The sequence below is a fragment of the Clostridium celatum genome (assembly GCF_021412605.1).
Taxonomy (GTDB): Bacteria; Bacillota; Clostridia; order Clostridiales; family Clostridiaceae; genus Clostridium; species Clostridium celatum.
This window is the reverse complement of record NZ_JAJKGM010000051.1, coordinates 1-18,440: the sequence shown is the minus strand read 5'-3', so window position 1 is coordinate 18,440 and position 18,440 is coordinate 1. Positions and strand designations below refer to the sequence as shown.

The 18,440-nt window shown below is 29.0% G+C and carries 21 protein-coding genes and 1 tRNA gene; 18 read left to right on the top strand and 4 right to left on the bottom strand.

Translation table 11 applies throughout. From position 1 onward, the window contains the following. Positions 1-110: 110 nt before the first annotated feature. Positions 111-677: a spore protease YyaC gene (yyaC, locus tag LPC13_RS15175; RefSeq protein WP_195245472.1), complete on the bottom strand. Its 567-nt coding sequence runs from the start codon at positions 675-677 to the stop codon at positions 111-113. A 66-nt stretch (positions 678-743) separates the two neighbouring features. Then, positions 744-1,901: an aminotransferase class V-fold PLP-dependent enzyme gene (locus LPC13_RS15170; RefSeq protein ID WP_005209847.1), complete on the bottom strand. Its 1,158-nt coding sequence runs from the start codon at positions 1,899-1,901 to the stop codon at positions 744-746. Between the two features lie 238 nt (positions 1,902-2,139). Between LPC13_RS15170 and LPC13_RS15165 the strand changes: the two genes are divergently transcribed. The 12 genes from LPC13_RS15165 (at position 2,140) to proC (ending at position 11,986) form a co-directional block, all read left to right on the top strand. After that, positions 2,140-2,379, top strand: coding sequence for a DUF3343 domain-containing protein (locus tag LPC13_RS15165; RefSeq protein ID WP_195245473.1), 240 nt, complete (start codon positions 2,140-2,142; stop codon positions 2,377-2,379). Positions 2,380-2,400: 21 nt separating this feature from the next. Then, entirely contained in the window at positions 2,401-3,252 is an 852-nt protein-coding gene (locus LPC13_RS15160) for a mechanosensitive ion channel family protein (protein ID WP_195245474.1), read from the top strand. 42 nt (positions 3,253-3,294) lie between these two features. Next, positions 3,295-3,483 (top strand): DUF951 domain-containing protein, encoded by a 189-nt coding sequence (locus LPC13_RS15155; protein WP_005209837.1) that lies wholly within the window; start codon positions 3,295-3,297, stop codon positions 3,481-3,483. A 109-nt stretch (positions 3,484-3,592) separates the two neighbouring features. Then, positions 3,593-3,880 carry a 30S ribosomal protein S6 gene (rpsF, locus tag LPC13_RS15150; protein WP_040418375.1) on the top strand — a complete coding sequence of 96 codons (288 nt, stop codon included), beginning with the start codon at positions 3,593-3,595 and terminating at the stop codon, positions 3,878-3,880. 16 nt (positions 3,881-3,896) lie between these two features. Then, positions 3,897-4,355 (top strand): single-stranded DNA-binding protein, encoded by a 459-nt coding sequence (locus tag LPC13_RS15145; protein ID WP_005209835.1) that lies wholly within the window; start codon positions 3,897-3,899, stop codon positions 4,353-4,355. 36 nt (positions 4,356-4,391) lie between these two features. Next, entirely contained in the window at positions 4,392-4,634 is a 243-nt protein-coding gene (gene rpsR, locus LPC13_RS15140; protein WP_005209834.1) for a 30S ribosomal protein S18, read from the top strand. Positions 4,635-4,809: 175 nt separating this feature from the next. Beyond that, on the top strand, positions 4,810-5,103 hold the full coding sequence (locus LPC13_RS15135; RefSeq protein WP_195245477.1) for a MazG-like family protein: 294 nt from the start codon (positions 4,810-4,812) through the stop codon (positions 5,101-5,103). Positions 5,104-5,123: 20 nt separating this feature from the next. Beyond that, a complete protein-coding gene (locus LPC13_RS15130; protein ID WP_005209831.1) occupies positions 5,124-7,070 on the top strand; it encodes a DHH family phosphoesterase in 1,947 nt (648 codons plus the stop codon). 25 nt (positions 7,071-7,095) lie between these two features. Further along, a complete protein-coding gene (rplI, locus tag LPC13_RS15125; protein WP_005209828.1) occupies positions 7,096-7,542 on the top strand; it encodes a 50S ribosomal protein L9 in 447 nt (148 codons plus the stop codon). A gap of 12 nt (positions 7,543-7,554) precedes the next feature. Continuing rightward, positions 7,555-9,453 (top strand): Lon family ATP-dependent protease, encoded by a 1,899-nt coding sequence (gene lonC / locus LPC13_RS15120; RefSeq protein WP_005209827.1) that lies wholly within the window; start codon positions 7,555-7,557, stop codon positions 9,451-9,453. A 154-nt stretch (positions 9,454-9,607) separates the two neighbouring features. Further along, entirely contained in the window at positions 9,608-10,945 is a 1,338-nt protein-coding gene (locus LPC13_RS15115) for a replicative DNA helicase (RefSeq protein WP_005209826.1), read from the top strand. Between the two features lie 240 nt (positions 10,946-11,185). Beyond that, the gene (proC, locus tag LPC13_RS15110) at positions 11,186-11,986 is read left to right on the top strand and encodes a pyrroline-5-carboxylate reductase (RefSeq protein WP_005209824.1); all 801 of its coding nucleotides are present in this window, start codon (positions 11,186-11,188) and stop codon (positions 11,984-11,986) included. A 66-nt stretch (positions 11,987-12,052) separates the two neighbouring features. Here proC and LPC13_RS15105 read toward each other — a convergent pair whose 3' ends face one another. Then, positions 12,053-13,225 (bottom strand): NAD(P)-dependent malic enzyme, encoded by a 1,173-nt coding sequence (locus tag LPC13_RS15105; protein WP_040418372.1) that lies wholly within the window; start codon positions 13,223-13,225, stop codon positions 12,053-12,055. Between the two features lie 177 nt (positions 13,226-13,402). Between LPC13_RS15105 and LPC13_RS15100 the strand changes: the two genes are divergently transcribed. The 4 genes from LPC13_RS15100 (at position 13,403) to LPC13_RS15085 (ending at position 16,180) form a co-directional block, all read left to right on the top strand. Further along, positions 13,403-14,689, top strand: coding sequence for an adenylosuccinate synthase (locus LPC13_RS15100; protein ID WP_040418370.1), 1,287 nt, complete (start codon positions 13,403-13,405; stop codon positions 14,687-14,689). A gap of 178 nt (positions 14,690-14,867) precedes the next feature. Continuing rightward, positions 14,868-15,068, top strand: coding sequence for a hypothetical protein (locus LPC13_RS15095; RefSeq protein ID WP_040418368.1), 201 nt, complete (start codon positions 14,868-14,870; stop codon positions 15,066-15,068). 72 nt (positions 15,069-15,140) lie between these two features. Further along, on the top strand, positions 15,141-15,323 hold the full coding sequence (locus LPC13_RS15090; RefSeq protein WP_005209816.1) for a DUF1858 domain-containing protein: 183 nt from the start codon (positions 15,141-15,143) through the stop codon (positions 15,321-15,323). Positions 15,324-15,430: 107 nt separating this feature from the next. Then, positions 15,431-16,180, top strand: coding sequence for an acyl-[acyl-carrier-protein] thioesterase (locus LPC13_RS15085; RefSeq protein WP_005209815.1), 750 nt, complete (start codon positions 15,431-15,433; stop codon positions 16,178-16,180). Positions 16,181-16,201: 21 nt separating this feature from the next. On the opposite strand, the gene LPC13_RS15080 is transcribed toward LPC13_RS15085, so the two are convergent. Next, positions 16,202-17,449 (bottom strand): BaiN/RdsA family NAD(P)/FAD-dependent oxidoreductase, encoded by a 1,248-nt coding sequence (locus tag LPC13_RS15080; RefSeq protein ID WP_195245475.1) that lies wholly within the window; start codon positions 17,447-17,449, stop codon positions 16,202-16,204. 208 nt (positions 17,450-17,657) lie between these two features. Between LPC13_RS15080 and LPC13_RS15075 the strand changes: the two genes are divergently transcribed. Together LPC13_RS15075 and LPC13_RS15070 are read left to right on the top strand one after the other, a co-directional pair. After that, entirely contained in the window at positions 17,658-18,239 is a 582-nt protein-coding gene (locus LPC13_RS15075; RefSeq protein ID WP_005209811.1) for a hypothetical protein, read from the top strand. Positions 18,240-18,364: 125 nt separating this feature from the next. Next, positions 18,365-18,439: transfer RNA gene (locus tag LPC13_RS15070), tRNA-Glu, on the top strand. Position 18,440 lies beyond the last annotated feature (1 nt).

Genomic DNA, 18,440 nt, shown 5'->3' with positions numbered 1-18,440 from the left:
TCCCATAAAAATTGCTCCCTCTATAGTAATGACAGTTTTATTATTTTAACTGTCTACTATAAAGGGAGCATATCATTATTTTAATTACGGCTTTTTTTGTTTATTATAAATTAATATTCTACTGAATTAAGCTTTGAACTTTTCATAACAAAATGTTCAATGCCTTGAGCAATAGAATCAGCTAAAGACATAACAACAAACAATCTAGTGTTTTGTAAAAGCATAAATTCTAAATTTCCTGATATATTAACGACACCTTTTATACTCATTTCACCAACAGTAGGAAGAGATTTGTTAACAGCTAAACCAGGACGAAGAGGCAAATCCTCAATGAATATTTTACCGATATTTTGAACATTTCCTAAGGATGCATCTATTCCAATAATAAAGGGGTTAATAAAGTTATCGTTAATTTTATCTAAGATAGACTTTAAATTTATTGAATGAATAGGTGATTCTAATGAGCCGTAAATATGGATATTTTTATGTTTTAAATTTTTAAGTTTATATCCAATTAAAGGGCCAAGGGAATCTCCAGTTGCTCTATCAGTACCTATACATAAGAAGATAATAGGTCTATTATCTATCACCATAGAACTTAATTTTTTATATAAATATTCTCCAATCTCGGAATTAGCTGTAGGAGAAAATGAGTCTACAGAAAAACAGTTTTCCATTGAAATAACCTCCTTATATTGAAGATTATGGCCAATAATGGATTAACATATTCAAAAATACGTGAATTATTTATATAGAGAATTTATTTTGTTTAATGAATCTAAAGTATATCTAATTTCTTCTTCTGTATTAAAGTAACCTAAACTAAGCCTTACTGTACCTTCAGGATAAGTTCCAATGGTTTTATGTGCTAAAGGAGCACAATGTAATCCACTTCTATTACTTATATTAAAATCAGAGTCTAGAATATAAGATAATTCACTTACATCTAATTTAGAATGAGTAATTGAAATACAAGATGTACTTTTATCACTAGAGATTTCACCATGTATTGAAAAATTTCCCAAATCTAAAATTCCATTAATTAAATATGAACGCAGGTAATTATTATGTTCATAGATTGTACTCAATCCTTGGGATTTAATAAATTTAATTGCTTCATATAATCCTATTATTCCAGGAATATTTAGAGTACCAGACTCAAATTTATCAGGTAAAAAGTCAGGTTGAGATAAAGAGTGAGATAGGCTTCCAGTTCCACCTAATATTGATGGATTACATATTTTATTTAATTCATCATCAATAATAAAACCACCTACTCCTTGGGGTCCTAAAAGACTTTTGTGACCAGTAAAAGCTAAGGCATTTAAAGATAAAGCTTTAAAATCTATATCAATAACGCCGGCACTTTGAGCACTATCTAATATGAAGTATATATTATTTTTTTTACATAGTTCTCCAATTTCTTTAATTGGTTGAATTGATCCTGTAACGTTTGAAGCGTGAGTTATGACAATTAATTTTGTATTTGGTTTGATTGCCTTTTGTATATTATCAACATTAATGATTCCGTTAGAATTTGCATTAACAATATCTAATTCTATATTAAGCGTTTGCTTTAAATTATAAAGTGGTCTAATAACAGAATTATGCTCCATAGATGAAGTAATAACATGATCTCCACTTTTTAATATTCCATTAATTAATATGTTTAAAGAAGATGTTATGTTATTAGTAAATATAACATTTTCTATTTTGTCATAGTTGAAAAAACTAGCGATTTCTTCTCTTGCCATATATAAATATCTATTTGACTCTAATGCATTTGAATGATTAGCTCTACCGGGGTTACCACCTATGTTTACTAAATAATTATAAATTGAATCAGCAACAACTTTTGGTTTAGGAAAAGATGTGCTACTGTTATCTAAATATACTCTCATATAAAACTCCTTTAAATTAATCTTTAATATAAGTTTAAAAATTAAATTTTATGAAAATTAACGTACATTTTCTACTTAAATAAAATAGAAGATGTTTTATATAAATATGATAAGATAAATATAAAAAAATGCAATGTATTTTGTATTAGATATAAAATAAAAGGAAAGTATTAATATATTTATTAAAATTCAAAAACAGTTATAATATAATTAAGAATAAATTAGATGGAGGAGAACGATGAATTATTATATTATAGTATTTAAAAATACTCACGACGCAATGTCAGGAGAGAAAAAATTAAAAGAGTTAAATTATGAATTAAGAATAATGCCAACTCCAACTTTAATAACTCAAAGTTGTGGAATTTGCATAAGAATAGAATCAGAAGAGAAAATAAAAAGAATAATAGATGGTAATATTATTGAGTTTAAAAATATATATAAAAAAGAAAATACAGAATATATATTAGTTAAATAGCAAGAAGGTGAAAGCTTATAAATGGATTTTAAAGGTTATGTATTTCAGAAAATAGAGTCTGTGCTTAGCTTTGCTTGGGTAGATGAAATATTAAAGAAGCTATTATCTATTATTCTTATATCTATAATAATGTATATAGTAATAAGAATAGGTAATAAGCTTATAAAAAAATTTGTTGATAGACAAGTTGCAAGTAAGACTAATTTTTCACTAGATCCACAGAAAGCAAAAACAATAGGAGAAGTTCTAAAGAGTGTATTAAAATATACTGTATATGTTGTTGGAATAGGGGCTATGCTTTCAGATATATTTGCTAAAATTCCAGTTGCAGTAGCTAGTGCAGGTGGTTTTGCAATTGGTCTTGGAGCACAGAGCTTAGTAAAAGACATAATTAATGGTTTTTTTGTATTATTTGAAGATCAATATGGAGTAGGAGATCATGTTACAATAGGTGCTTTTTCAGGAATAGTAGAAAGTATAGGAATTAGAACAACTGTATTAAGAGATTTTACAGGCGATTTACATTTAATACCTAATGGATCAGTTTTAGAAGTTACAAATCACTCTAGAGGAGATATAAGATTTATAGTTGATATAGAAATAGCATATGAAGAAAATGTTGATGCAACTATTGAATTAATGAAAAATGTATGTAAGAAATTTGAGGAAAAGCACCAAGCAAAGCTTAGAGGAGAAGTAGAAGTGTTAGGTGTTTTTTCATTAAATGCATCTGGAGTAACTATTAGGGTTATAGGAAGAGCAGAACCATTAAGTCAATGGGAAATGGAAAGAGAGTTGAGAAAAGATATAAAACTTGCTTTAGATAAAGCTGGAATAGAAATTCCATATCCAAAGACTAAAATTATAAAATAATAAAGTAAAGTATTAAAATTAAGGAAAGTAGGGGGAATAAATATGATTGAAACTTTTGATTTAGGAGATATTGTTGAAATGAAAAAGCAACATCCTTGTGGAAGTAAGGAGTTTGAGGTTATTAGACTAGGTGCTGATATTAAAATTAAATGTGTTGGTTGCGGAAGAATAGTTATGATTCCACGTATTAAATTCCAAAAAGATGCAAAAAAGGTCGTTAAATCTAATTAATGAAATAAAAATACTTGAAATAGAATGAATAAAGTGATAAAATTTAAAATTGTAATCCCTGCTGCATTGATATTTTAATGCAGCCGTTAGTCCAAAGGAGGTGAAAATGATGAGAAAGTACGAAACTATATTTATATTACACCCATCATTAGACGAAGAAGCTGTTAAGGCTAATATCGAAAAATTCCAAGGTGTTATAGTAAATGGTGGAGGAAAAGTTGAAAATGTTGATTTCTGGGGTAAGAGAAAGCTTGCTTACGAAATAAACAAAGTTAATGAAGGTTACTACACTTTAGTTAACTTCGAAGCTAATCCTGAATTACCAAAAGAGTTAGACAGAGTATTCAGAATCACTGATGGTGTTATAAGACATATCATTGTTAAACAAGAAAACTAATAAGGTTGGTGTATAAATGAATAAGGTAATACTTATAGGCAGACTTACAAAAGATCCTGAGCTAAAATATACTCCAGGAAACGGAACTGCAGTAACCACCTTAACTTTAGCAGTTGATAATTATAACAGCAAATCTGGTGAGAAAAGTGCTGACTTTATCCCTGTAGTAATATGGGGTAAGCAAGCTGAAAACACTGCTCAATATATGAGTAAGGGTAGTCAAATTGCTATAAGCGGTAGAATTTCCACTAGATCATATGATGCAAAAGACGGTACTAAAAGATATGTAACAGAAGTCGTTGCTGATACCTTCAATGGTGTAAGCTTCTTATCAAGAGGTAATGGAGCTGGTAATGGCGGAAATTCATACAATGGTGGCGGAGCTGATTATTCACATTCATCAAATGATGTATTTGGTGGAATGAATTTCGATGAAGACATGACTCCAGTAGATGATGGAGATATGCCATTCTAGAAAAAAAGTCTAATTATTTTATAAGGAGGGAACGTCATGAGAGAAATGAAAAGATCTGGAAAAATGAGAAGATCTAAGAGAAAAGTATGTGCTTTCTGTGTAGATAAAGCTGAATCAATAGATTACAAAGATATCAACAAATTAAGAAAATTTGTTACAGAAAGAGGTAAGATTCTTCCAAGAAGAATTTCTGGTACTTGCGCTAAGCATCAAAGACAATTAACTGATGCTATCAAGAGATCAAGAAACATAGCTTTATTACCATTCACAACTGAATAGTAATAAATTTATTAGCCCCTGAGTTTCAGGGGCTTTTATTTTTATATAGAAAAATAATTACATAAATTGTAATTACAATGCTATTTAGTTGCATAAATAATGAAAAATAATTAAAATATAAATACAAGGTATTAAAGGGGTGAAGAGGGTGAAGAAGAAAGAAGAATTAAATATTATGGCAAATATAAAAATAATTGAAGAGCTAAAGGCAAATTTACTATGTATAATAGGAGAGTTTTTTTCACTTTTAACGAAGGGAACTAATATTGCTCAAGATGCTATATTAAATTGTATATCTGGTGCCATTTTAATTTTATATGTATTAGCTCAAAAATTAGGTTATAGTTGTGCTGAAGTTGATGATGATATGAGAAAAAAATTAAAATTAGGAATAGCTGAAGAGCATGAGTATGAAAAGGAAGGTAAGAGCCTAAGTAAGCTTCAAAAACATATTCGAGAACGCTATTAATAATTAATTAGGAGGCTTTTATGAAAGAAAAGCTCGAAAGGCATAAATCTTTAATTATAACAGGTATATCTATAATAATTATTATACTATTATATTATGCTGACCAATTTTATTTAGCTAGTATTTTATTATTAACTTATATAGTATCAAGAGAGTATTTATATAATGAATATTTAGAAACCAAAATAGCAAATGATATAATTTTACGAATTAAGAATAATATAAATGACAATATTTCTAATGCGTCATTTCCTATATCTTTAATTGATGGTTATGGTAATATTTTATGGGCAAATAAAAGGTTAAAGGAAGAACTGTTTTTATTAGATTTAAAAGATGAAAATATATTAGCTATAGCAAGAAACTTAGATTTGCATAAGCTATTAAAATGTGATAGGGATTTAAGCCAAAGAGTAAAAATAAAAGATTCATTTTATAGTATATATGCTAATAAAATTAGTGAAGAAAATGAAGATGAAAAATATGTAGTATATTTTAATGAGGTAAGTAATTTAAGAGATATAAATTCTACTAAAGAAAGTATTATGCTAATTGAAGTAGATAATTTATCAGAAGCCCTAGAAGGTACAGATGAAATAAATAGACCAATGCTAGCAGCAGAGGTTGAAAAAATGATTAATTCTTATAGTAAGAAGCTAAAATCAATGAGTATTAAATATGAGTTTAATAAGTATGCTTTATCAGTACAAGATAAGTATATAAATGATGAAATTAATTCTAAATTCAATATATTAGAAAGTATATCTAAGATTGATAGAGGAAATAAATTAGAAGTAACCCTGAGTATTGGTATTGGAAGAGGGGGAAGTAGCCCAGAGGAAAACTATCATAATGCCGTTACAGCAAAAGAATTAGCTCTAGGTAGAGGTGGAGATCAAGTTGTTATTAAAAATAATGAAAAGATAACCTTTTTTGGTGGAAATACTCGTGAACTTGAAAAACGAACTAGGGTTAGAGCAAGGGTTATATCTCAAGCATTAAGAGAATTGATTTTTGAAAGTAGCAATATTTATATAATGGGTCATAAGAGTCCAGATATGGATTGCTTAGGTGCATCTATTGGAATATGGTCAGCAGTAAAACAGCTAGGTAAAAATTGCAATATTATTATGGATAATGATACAAATGCCGTTGAATATTATATGTCTAAACTACAAGAAGACTCAAAATATGATAATTTATTTATATCTAGTGAAGATGCTGAAAAAAATATAAATGAAAAAACGTTATTAATAATAGTAGATGTGCATAATAAGGGATATGTAAATAATTTATCTATAGTAGAAAAAATAAATAGAAAAATAATAATAGACCATCATAGAAGAAGTGCTGATATTATTGAAGGTACTTTATTAAATTATATTGAAGTATATTCTTCATCAACATCTGAAATGGTAACAGAATTGATCCAATATATGTTACAAAAACCTAGAATCAATAAGCTAGAGGCAGAAGGTCTTTTAGCAGGTATATTTATGGATACGAAAGGTTTCCAATTTAAAGCCGGTGTTAGAACTTTTGATGCAGCAGCATTTTTAAGATCCTTAGGTGCAGATACTGTAGCCGTTAAAAAAATGTTTACTGATAGTTTAGAAGATTATCTAGTTATAGCAGAAATTATAAGAAGTGCAGAAGTATATGATAACTTAGCAATAGCAATATCACCTCCTACTAATAAAAATACTGTGATAGTAGCTAGGGCAGCAGATGAGTTATTAGGTATTTCGGGAATAGATGTATGTTTTGTTTTATGTGAGATAAATAATGCTATAATAATAAGTGGTAGATCATCAGGAGATGTTAATGTTCAAGTTATATTAGAAGAGCTTGGTGGAGGAGGTCATATGAATATGGCTGGAGCTAAATTAAATGTTAATATCGATGATGCAGTAAGTTTATTAAAAGAGGCAATAAATAAACATTATAAGATAAAGGATAAAAAATAAAATATTAAAGGATAGGTGTAAAGCAATGAAGGTAATTTTATTACAAGACGTTAAGAAGATGGGGAAAAAAGGTGATGTTATAGAAGCATCAGATGGATATGCAAGAAACTATTTATTTCCTAGAAAATTAGCTGAAGAAGCAACAGCAAATGCATTACATGTTGTTAACGCTAAGAAAGAAAATGAAAGAAAGAAAAAGCTTGCAGAATTAGAAGCAGCTCAAAAATTAGCAGCTGAATTAAAGGGAAAAGAAGTTAGTATAGAAGCGAAAGCTGGAGAAAGTGGAAGATTATTTGGAGCAATAACTAACAAAGATATAGCAGAAGTAATTAATAGCAAATTCAACTTATCAATAGATAAAAAGAAAATAGTTATGGATACTATAAAAGTGGCTGGTGGATATGAAATAGAAGTTAAATTATATCCAGAAGTATCAACAAAGATGAAGGTTATTATTGTTCCTAAACAATAAGGAGGATTAACATTGAATTTAATTAAAGAAGGAATCAACTTAGAAGAATTAGTAAAAAGTGATTTACCTTTAGAAGTAAAAGTTAACGTATTATTTGATGTTCTTAAGAATGTTCTTGATGAAGGTGCTATAAGAGCTAGAACTGTAAGATTTAAATTACAAAAGTATGTTAACTCAACAGAGGTAAATGATAGAATTTATGCATTAAATGTTATAGCATCAGATGGGAACGGGGCTAAGGTGGTTCCAAATGATGATACAGCCACTGAGGTTTTAGAGGATGTTATTTATTGGATATCTGAAAATATAGCTAAAAAATATGTTCAAAATAAAATAGAATCTGAAGTAGAAAAAGCTTTAGTTGAAAGACAAGATAAGTTTATGGATGAACTTAGATTATCTATCATAAAAAAGCAAAAAGGAACTGAAAATACTAAGACAGCAGCAAAGTTAGAAAGGCTTGAAAAGTTAGATTCAAAGCGTATAAATAAAAATGTAATGACTCTTTTAAGACCTGAGAACTTTGATGAAATAGTAGGGCAAGAAAGAGCTGTAAAATCATTAATTTCAAAAATGTCATCACCATATCCACAACATATAATACTTTACGGGCCACCAGGGGTTGGTAAAACTTCAGCTGCTAGACTGGCATTAGAAGCAGCAAAGAAGCTTAAATTTACACCTTTTGATGAAGACTCAAAGTTTGTTGAAGTAGATGGTACAACACTTAGATGGGATCCAAGAGAAATTACAAATCCTTTATTAGGTTCAGTACATGATCCTATATATCAAGGAAGTAAAAGAGATTTAGCTGAAATCGGAGTTCCTGAGCCAAAGACTGGATTAGTTACAGAGGCTCATGGTGGAGTATTATTCATTGATGAGATTGGTGAATTAGATGAAATACTTCAAAATAAATTATTAAAGGTTTTAGAAGATAAGAGGGTTGAATTCTCATCATCTTACTACGATCCAGATGATGAAAATATACCTGCATATATAAAATATTTATTTGATAACGGAGCACCAGCTGATTTTGTATTAATTGGTGCAACAACTAAAGACCCGAGTCAAATAAATCCAGCATTAAGATCAAGATGTACAGAAGTATATTTTGAACCATTATCTTCAAAAGATATAGAAGGTATAGTTAATAATGCTTCTGAGAAGTTAAACGTAACTTTAGAGGATGGAGTTGCACATTTAATAAGTCAATATACTATAGAAGGTAGAAAGGCTGTAAATATTTTATCAGATGCTTATGGTTATTCATTATATAGCTTAGAAAATGAAGAAAGTCATAATATGATATCTGTTAAAGATGTTGAAGAAGTAATTTCAATTGGTAGATACTCACCTTTTGAAAGAATAGATAATTTAGATAAATATGAAGTTGGTCATGTATACGGATTAGGTGTAAGTGGTTTCTTAGGATCTACTATAGAAATTGAAGCAGCAGCATTTCCTGCTAAGAAAAAAGGAAATGGAACTATAAAATTTAATGATACAGCTGGTTCTATGGCAAAAGATTCTGTATTTAATGCTGCATCTGTAATAAGAAAAATAACAGATAAAGATATTAAAGATTATGATGTTCATGTAAATGTAATTGGAGGAGGTCAAATTGATGGACCTTCAGCAGGAGCAGCTATTACAGTTTGTATAATTAGTGCTCTTACTAATAAGCCAATACGTCAAGATGTTGCAATAACAGGGGAAATTTCTTTAAGAGGTAAGGTAAAACCAGTAGGCGGTATATTTGAAAAAATATATGGAGCTAGAAGAAAAGGAATTAAACTTGTAGCTGTACCAAAGGATAACGAAAAAGAAGTTCCTCTTGGACTTGAAGATATTGAAGTAAAATCAATAAGTCATATAGAGGAACTTATGGAGATAGTATTTGAGAAGTAATGTAGATTAAGCTTCCTTTTATAGGAAGCTTAATTTTATTATGTGAAAAAGGATATTTATTATACAAAGTAATATTAATTTCTTATTATTTTGTTATAATAACTTTATGATAAAAAATACGTTAAAATAAAAAACTTTGGAGGGAGGGTTACTTATGGAAGCACCTATGATGAGAAGTTTACCACAAAGTATTGAAGCTGAGCAGTCAGTTATAGGGGCAATGATAATAGATAAGAGTGCCATTGCTCAGGTTTTAGAAAAATTGCAAGAAGAAGATTTTTATAGAGATGGTCATAAAGCTATATATAAGGCAATAAGAGAAATGTATTCAAAAGATATGGCTGTAGATTTAGTAACTTTGTTGGAATATTTAAAAACTACAGATACGCTTGATAAAGCTGGTGGTGTTACTTATATATCGGAGTTAAGTGCATCAGTACCAACTACAGCGAACTTAAGCTCATATATAAGAATAGTTGAAGAGAAATCTACTCTAAGAAAATTAATAAAATCGTCAACAGCAATTATTGAAGAAAGTTATAATTCTGGTGGAGATGTAGAGAAAGTAATTGATTTAGCTCAAAAAAAGATTTTTGATATAGCAGAAAAGAAAGATTCTAAGGAATATGAACCACTTTCTAATGTTCTTGAAAGAGGGTTTCAAGAAATAGAAAGATTATTTAATAATAAAGGTGAAATAACTGGAGTAGGGTCTGGAATAAAAGATTTAGATGCTAAAACATCAGGATTCCAAAAAGGAGATATGGTTCTTATTGCAGCAAGACCTTCAATGGGAAAAACTACGTTCTCTTTAAATATTGCAGAAAATGCAGCATTAAAGGAAGGAAAAAGTGTAGTTATATTCTCTCTGGAAATGTCAAAAGAGCAATTAGCTTATAAGTTATTATGCTCTCAAGCAAATGTTGATATGTTAAAGCTTAGAACAGGTAATTTAGAGGATGATGATTGGGATAGAATAGCAAGAGCAACAGGACCATTAGCAAAAGCTAAAATTTATATTGATGATACTGCTGGTATAAGTGTTATGGATATGAGATCTAAGTGCAGAAAGATAAAAATGGAGCACGGTATAGATATGATACTTATAGATTACTTACAGCTTATGTCTGGTAGTGCAGGTAGTGATAATAGACAACAAGAAGTATCAGAGATATCAAGATCTATTAAGGCATTAGCAAAGGAAATGGAATGTCCAGTAATAGCATTATCACAGTTATCTAGAGCTCCTGAACAAAGAGCAGACCATAGACCTATGCTATCTGACCTTAGAGAATCAGGTTCAATAGAACAGGATGCCGATGTTGTTATGTTCTTATATAGAGATGAGTATTATAACAAGGAAACAGAAGAAAAAGGTATTGGTGAGTGTATTATAGCTAAGCAAAGAAACGGCCCAGTTGGGACTGTAAAAATGGCTTGGGTTGGAGCTCACTCTAAGTTTGCTGATTTAGATTTAGTTCATAAAGAATAAATAAGAATACTCTAAAGTTTTAATAAATTAGGAACTTTAGGGTATTTTTTATAAATAAAAATTGTGGATAACTTTAAAATAATATTTTTTAAATATAGTTTTATTTTCTGTGGAAAACTTTTAAAAAGTATAGCTGTGGATAAGTTTTTATTTTTAAGTTAGGAATATGTTGTAGAAGTAAATATATTTAACTATAAAGATTATTAGTATATGTTAATAATAAGAAAGGTGGAAATATAAATGAAAAAAAGAATTGGATTTATTGGTTGTGGAAATATGGGTAAGGCTATGCTTGGCGCTATGGTTAAGTCTAATGAGATTGCACTAGGAGATTTAATTGTATCAACAAAGAGTAAAGCATCAGCTGAAAAAATTAGTGATGATTTTGAAGTTAAAACAACTACTGATAATAAAGAAGTTGTTAGAAATTCAGATATATTATTTTTAGCTGTAAAGCCTTATTTCTTTAAGGAGGTCATTGAAGAAATAAAGGATTTAGTTACAGAAAATACAATAATAATATCAATAGCAGCAGGAATTACTATAGCACAAATTGAAGAATGGTTTGGTAAGAATATTAAAGTGGTAAGAACTATGCCAAATACACCTGCATTAGTAGGGGAAGGTATGTCTGCTATTTGTCCTAATAAAAATATAACTGAAGAGGAATTACAATATGTAGGAAGATTATATGATTTATTTGGTAAATATGAAGTTTTAGAAGAAAAAGATTTTCATGCATTTATTGCACTTTGTGGTTCATCACCGGCTTATGTATTTATGTTTATAGAAGCAATGGCAGATGCAGGAGTTAAGCTTGGACTACCTAGAGTTAAAGCATATAAATTAGCAGAGCAAGCTATATTAGGATCAGCAAAGCTTGCATTTGAAACAGGAAAGCACCCTGGTGTACTAAAAGATGAGGTTTGTTCACCAGGAGGAACTACTATAGAAGCTGTAATAGATCTTGAAAAGAATGGTTTTAGAAATACAGTTATGAGTGCAGTAGAAAAGTGTGCAGATAAATCAAAGAATATGTAGTGCATTTATGAAAGTAATAAGGATATAAAAAATAGAACCTTGCTGTAGGTTCTATTTTTTATAGAATTAAATAGTTGAAACACCACTTTTAATTGCAGCTCCTTTAACTGCTTCTGCAACTTTCTTTTGAACTTCTAAGTTAAATGCTTTTGGAATAATATAATTTGGATTTAATTCTTCTTTTGAAACAGAATTTGCAATTGCATGAGCTGCGGCTATTTTCATTTCCTCATTAATTTCAGTAGCTCTAACGTCTAAAGCACCTCTAAATATTCCAGGGAAGGCTAAAACGTTATTTATTTGGTTAGGGAAATCAGAACGCCCAGTACCAATAACTTTAGCTCCAGCTTCTTTTGCATCATCAGGGAATATTTCTGGTGTTGGATTAGCCATAGCAAATAAGATTGCATCAGAATTCATAGATTTAACCATTTCTTTAGAAACTATATTAGGTGCAGAAACTCCTATAAATACATCAGCATTTTTAATAACGTCTTTTAATATTCCTGATTCATTATTTGGATTTGTTATATTAGCAAGTTCTTCAAAATATTTATTTGAATATTCAATATCTCTATTTAAAGCACCATCTCTATCACAAACAACTATGTTTTTTGCACCATATGATAATAAAAGTTTAGTTATTGCAGTACCAGCGGAACCAGCACCATTAACAACTATTTTTAAATCTTCTATGTTCTTATTAACTATTTTAAGTGCATTTATTAAACCAGATAAAACTATAATAGCAGTTCCATGTTGGTCATCATGGAATACAGGAATATTTAATCTTTCTTTTAATTTTTTTTCTATTTCAAAGCATCTAGGTGCAGATATATCTTCTAAATTTATTCCACCTAAAGTAGGAGCAATTCTAACTACAGTTTCAACAATTTCATCAACATCTTTAGTATCAAGAACTATAGGAAAAGCATCTACATCAGCAAATTCCTTAAATAATACAGATTTTCCTTCCATAACAGGTAATGAAGCTAAGGGACCAATGTCTCCAAGACCTAAAACAGCAGTACCGTCAGAAATAACAGCAACAGTATTCCATTTTCTTGTGTACATATATGCTGCAGATGGATCTTTGTGTATTGCTCTGCAAGGTTCAGCAACACCAGGTGTATAGGCAAGAGATAAGTCTTGTGAATTTTCCACCTTAACTCTAGATTTTATTTCAAGTTTACCTTTATATTTTTCGTGAAAAATTAGTGATTCCTCATATATACTCATAAAAAACATCCTTTCAAATAACTTATAAGTATATTATACGAATTATATAAAATAAAATCAAAAAAATATTCGAATTTAATCTTGAAAAAGATTTGTTGTTTTGATAGTATGAGATGTAGAGAAATTTTAATAAAATATAAATTTAATATATATAAAGTCTTAGAGGAGGCGTATAAAATGTCAGCATTTATTGTTTTAGGGGCACAGTGGGGCGATGAAGGTAAAGGTAAAATGACAGATTACTTAGCAGAAGAAGCTGAAGTAGTTGTAAGATTCCAAGGTGGAAATAATGCAGGTCATACTGTAGAGGTTGGAGATAAACAATATAAGCTTCACTTAATACCATCAGGTATATTACATGATGAAAAACTTAATGTAATAGGAAATGGTGTAGTTGTTGATCCGATAGCTCTTTTTTCTGAAATAGAATATTTAGAAAGAGAAGGAGTTAAAGTAACTCCAGAAAAGCTAATAGTAAGTGATAGAGCTCATGTTATAATGCCATACCATAAGATTTTAGATAAGTTAAAAGAACAAGCTAGAGGGAAAAATGATATAGGAACTACAGGTAAGGGAATAGGGCCTTGTTATACTGATAAGTTTGAAAGATGTGGTATAAGAGTTTGTGATCTTATCAATAAAGAGGTATTTAAAGAAAAATTAATTTCTAATATAGAACTAAAAAATGATTATATAACTAAAATACTTGGTGGAGAAGCCTTAAACTTTGATGAAATATATGAAGAATACTCAAAGTATGCAGAAAAGTTAAAACCATTTGTTAAGGATACTTCAGTAAGGGTTTATGAAGATATAAAGAAGGATAAGACTGTTTTATTTGAAGGAGCTCAAGGAATGCTTCTTGATATAGATTATGGAACTTATCCATATGTAACATCATCTAATACTACTGCAGGGGGAGTTGCTAGTGGTGTTGGTATAGGACCAAATATGATTACTAATGCTGTAGGTATAGCTAAGGCTTATACAACAAGAGTAGGAAAAGGACCATTCCCAACAGAGCTTGAAGATGAAACTGGAGAATGGATTAGAGAAAAAGGACATGAATACGGAGTAACTACAGGTAGATCAAGAAGATGTGGTTGGCTTGATATAGTTATCTTAAAGACTTCTGTAAGAGTTAGTGGATTAACTTCATTAGCAGTTACAAAGATAGATACATTAGCTGGATTAGATAAGGTAATGATGTGTGTTGGGTATAAATTTAATGATGAAGTAATAGATTATTTCCCAGCAAGTTTAGAAGATTTAGCTAAATGTGAGCCTATATATGAAGAGTTTGATGGTTGGGATGAAAGTGTAGCAGATGCTAGAAGCTATGAAGAATTACATCCAAATGCAAGAAAATACTTAGAAAGAATTGAAGAATTAACAGACACAAGAATTTCTATAGTATCAGTAGGACCAAGAAGAGACCAAACAATGAGAGTTAAACCTCTATAATTAAAATTAATATAATAATATATCTGTTTAAAAATAAGAGTTTATATATTTAATATTAAGCTCTTATTTTTATATGAAAATATGGTTATATATTTTAAGTATATTAATGATTTTAAGAATATTATTTAAATTTGTGAACAAACTACTAATAAATATAAAGATAGTAGGAGTGTTAGTTATGATAGATAAATATACAAGTTTAAATGATGCAATATATCAAGATCCTAGAGTTGCAGATATATTAATGAGTTATGGAGTACCATGTTATGGGAATACAGAAAATCAATTATCGAGCTTAGAGGATGTAGGGATAAGATATGGAATAGATATAAATTCTGTAATTAGTAAAATTAATAGCACTACAAGTAGTTTATATTGAAATATATTTCTAAATATATATAATTTATTTAGAAATATATTTCAATAGTTTTTAATAGGAGATTAATATAATATGATTACTAAGGATATGACAATAGGAGAAGTAATAAAGGCAAATTCTAATAAGGCTGATATTTTAATGAGCTTTGGTATGGGATGTGTAGGATGTCCATCAGCTCAAGCAGAAACTATAGAAGAAGCAGCATATGTTCATGGAATAAATTTAGATGAATTATTAGAAGCATTAAATAAATAGTAAAAGGATCCATAAAATTTGGGTCCTTTTATTTTTAATATGATTTTAATATATGATAAAATATAAGTTAAATATAAGTTATTTTACTTTTAGAGAGGTGAGGTTTTATGGGAATTATAACAGAAAAAGAGTATGAAGTTCATTATTATGAGGCTAATTATAAATTAGATTGTAAAATATCATCTATAATTAATTACTTTTGTGATATTGGTGGTAAACAATCAGAAGAATTAGGTGTTGGAATTAATTATTTAACAGAAAAAAGATTAGCATGGGTATTTTATAAATATGATATAAAGGTAAATAGATATCCTAAATATGGAGAGAAAATAAAAGTTATAACAATGGCAAAGAGTTTTAAGAAGTTTTATGCATCAAGGGGATACGAAATATATGATGAAAATAATGAGAAGATAGTAGAGGGTGAAGGGATATTTCTTTTAATAAATATCGATAAAAGAAGAGCTGTAAGGATTCCAGAAGAGCAATATATAGCATATGGTGTTGAGTTAGAAAATTGTGAGGATATTAAACCAACAAAATTAGAAAAATTAACAGAAGAAATGCATCATGCTAATTTTAAAGTAAGATATGGTGACATAGACTCTAATATGCATGTAAATAATGTTAGATATGTTGAATGGGCTATAGAGTCGCTACCGCTAGATATTGTATTAAATTATGAGATGAAAGAAATTAGCGTAATATTTGAAAAAGAATGTAAATATGGAGCAGAAATAACAGCAGCTTGTCAAATTATTGAACAAGAAGAGAAATTAACTATTCTTCATAAAATTTCAGATCAAGAAGGTAAAGAGTTAACAATATTAACTAGTAGATGGGAAAAATTAAAATAAAAAACTAAGTTGCTACGCAACTTAGTTTTTTTCTGCAATTGATTTTGCAGCTGTATAGCCTGAACTCCATGCCCATTGAAGATTAAATCCACCGCAATCACCATGAACATCTAATATTTCACCGGTAAAGTATAGATTTTCAACAAGTTTTGATTCTAAAGTTTCTGAATTTACATCTTTAGTATCAACGCCACCGATTGTAACTTGTGCTTGGTTAAAATCATTAGTACCAGTACATGTGAATTTCCAAGACTTTAAGGTATTAATTAATTGTTTCTTTTCCTTCCAGGTTAATTCATAACAAGGCAATTGAAGATTTGTTATACCACATTCCTTTAATAATATAGGAATTATTTTTTTATTAACAACACCAATTAAAGCATTAATAATTGGTCTATGACCAAAGAGTGCAAAATGACACTCTATAAAGTTTTCAAGTTCCTCATAAGTATAGCTTGGAAGTAAATCAACGATTACCTCTGTCTTTTTGTTATTATAAGTGCCTTGAGATGCTAATGCTGAAATTTGAAGTATTGGAGGACCAGAAATTCCGTAGTCAGTAAATAAAATTTCACCAAAATCTTTTTTTACTTCTTTATCGTCAACCAAAAGGGTAGCGTAACCATCAAATTTTACACCAGACAAAGCTTTTAGGTGCGGATAATCTAATTTTAATTGAACTATTCCAGGTAATAATGAAGTTATCTTATGACCAAAACTTTTTGCTAAAGAATGACCACTGCCGTCAGAACCTGTTTTTGGAGCAGTTTTTCCTCCGCAAGCTAAAATTATTTTATTGGCTGTGAATAACTTATAATCTTCATTGGTTGTGGATAACTTAAAGATTTTATCCTTGTGGATAGTTTTTATTTTACAAGCTGTGTATAAAGGTACATTTCTATCTTCTATTGCCATTTTTAAAATATCAACAACAGAAGAGGCTTGTAATGATTGGGGATACAGCTTACCTGTTGGCATAGCTGTAATAGGTAGACCAAGAGTCATAAAAAGGTCTAGAGTATCTTTAAGTGATAATGTTTCTAGCGCTGAAAATTTAAAATTAGAATTAGAGCTATGATAATTAATAAATGGTGGTTTAATGCAGTTATTTGAGATATTACATCTACCATTACCTGTAGTTAAAATCTTTTTACCAATTCTATCAGTACTTTCAACAATTGCAACGTCTATTCCAAAATCCTTAGCAGTAATTGCAGCCATTAATCCAGATGCACCACCACCAACGATTATTAAATCATGATGTATCAAAATAAACACCCCTTTTTTATAAGTTAAGAATTAAAATTTAAAAATTATAAATGATATAAATATAATTTATAATAAAATATTAAATTCATAATTAAATAAATTTAATATGCCACTAATAAATTATTTAAATTCTAACATAATAAAATAATTCTAACATAGTAATATAACTAATTAAACTAAGGAATACTATTGTAGAGGTGATTATTTAATGATAGCTAAAGTTATTAATTCTAACTTAGAGGATTATGGAAAGGAGTTTAAAGTTAGAAGATTAAATTATGAGCAAGCGGTAGTTAACTATCCTGGTAATAAGGGAATAAAGGTATTTTCTAAAAGTGATATAGAATTTATTACAGAGGGAGAAGTTGATGAATTTCTAATAAAGTATGATGATTTTTTAAAGATAAAATTAAATAGGGGAATTTCAGTTGCACTATATAAAGTTATTTTAGAAACAGTAGAAGAACAATTTAATAATAAATTTGAATGCTTAAATTTATTAAGAGATAAATACATAGTAAATAAAAGAGGAATATGGGAAAAAGAAATTTTATGTGTTATAAATAATAATATTCCTATAAAGATTGTAGCATCAGGACAAAATTTTAAAAAAAGTGGATTTAATATAAGTATTAATGAAATAGATAAAGAAGAATTTTTTGAAATATGTTCTTTTGAAATAAAAAAAATAAATAAAGAAATTAAAGAAAAGGAAGAAATATTAGCTAGATATGGCCTAGCAATAGAAAAAATTAAAAACCCTAAAAACCCAGTAAAAATGCTGCTTTAGGCGTTATTTAAAATAAGTTGTAAAAAAAAATAAAAAAAAGTTTTAAAAAAGTGTTGACACATTATTTAATTTTCGGTATTATAGGTAATGTGCTCGGGAGAGCGCAACGAAATGAATGAAACTTAGGCCCCTTGGTCAAGCGGTCAAGACACCACCCTTTCACGGTGGTAACAGGGGTTCGATTCCCCTAGGGGTCACCAT

Coding starts and splice junctions, on each gene's coding strand:
- LPC13_RS15135 (WP_195245477.1), top strand. CDS start 4,810: ATGGCAAATATAAAAATAATTGAAGAGCTAAAGGCAAATTTACTATGT.
- LPC13_RS15100 (WP_040418370.1), top strand. CDS start 13,403: ATGTCAGCATTTATTGTTTTAGGGGCACAGTGGGGCGATGAAGGTAAA.
- LPC13_RS15130 (WP_005209831.1), top strand. CDS start 5,124: ATGAAAGAAAAGCTCGAAAGGCATAAATCTTTAATTATAACAGGTATA.
- LPC13_RS15155 (WP_005209837.1), top strand. CDS start 3,295: ATGATTGAAACTTTTGATTTAGGAGATATTGTTGAAATGAAAAAGCAA.
- rplI (WP_005209828.1), top strand. CDS start 7,096: ATGAAGGTAATTTTATTACAAGACGTTAAGAAGATGGGGAAAAAAGGT.
- LPC13_RS15095 (WP_040418368.1), top strand. CDS start 14,868: ATGATAGATAAATATACAAGTTTAAATGATGCAATATATCAAGATCCT.
- LPC13_RS15085 (WP_005209815.1), top strand. CDS start 15,431: ATGGGAATTATAACAGAAAAAGAGTATGAAGTTCATTATTATGAGGCT.
- LPC13_RS15160 (WP_195245474.1), top strand. CDS start 2,401: ATGGATTTTAAAGGTTATGTATTTCAGAAAATAGAGTCTGTGCTTAGC.
- proC (WP_005209824.1), top strand. CDS start 11,186: ATGAAAAAAAGAATTGGATTTATTGGTTGTGGAAATATGGGTAAGGCT.
- LPC13_RS15145 (WP_005209835.1), top strand. CDS start 3,897: ATGAATAAGGTAATACTTATAGGCAGACTTACAAAAGATCCTGAGCTA.
- yyaC (WP_195245472.1), bottom strand. CDS start 677: ATGGAAAACTGTTTTTCTGTAGACTCATTTTCTCCTACAGCTAATTCC.
- LPC13_RS15105 (WP_040418372.1), bottom strand. CDS start 13,225: ATGAGTATATATGAGGAATCACTAATTTTTCACGAAAAATATAAAGGT.
- LPC13_RS15115 (WP_005209826.1), top strand. CDS start 9,608: ATGGAAGCACCTATGATGAGAAGTTTACCACAAAGTATTGAAGCTGAG.
- rpsF (WP_040418375.1), top strand. CDS start 3,593: ATGAGAAAGTACGAAACTATATTTATATTACACCCATCATTAGACGAA.
- LPC13_RS15165 (WP_195245473.1), top strand. CDS start 2,140: ATGAATTATTATATTATAGTATTTAAAAATACTCACGACGCAATGTCA.
- LPC13_RS15170 (WP_005209847.1), bottom strand. CDS start 1,901: ATGAGAGTATATTTAGATAACAGTAGCACATCTTTTCCTAAACCAAAA.
- LPC13_RS15090 (WP_005209816.1), top strand. CDS start 15,141: ATGATTACTAAGGATATGACAATAGGAGAAGTAATAAAGGCAAATTCT.
- LPC13_RS15075 (WP_005209811.1), top strand. CDS start 17,658: ATGATAGCTAAAGTTATTAATTCTAACTTAGAGGATTATGGAAAGGAG.
- rpsR (WP_005209834.1), top strand. CDS start 4,392: ATGAGAGAAATGAAAAGATCTGGAAAAATGAGAAGATCTAAGAGAAAA.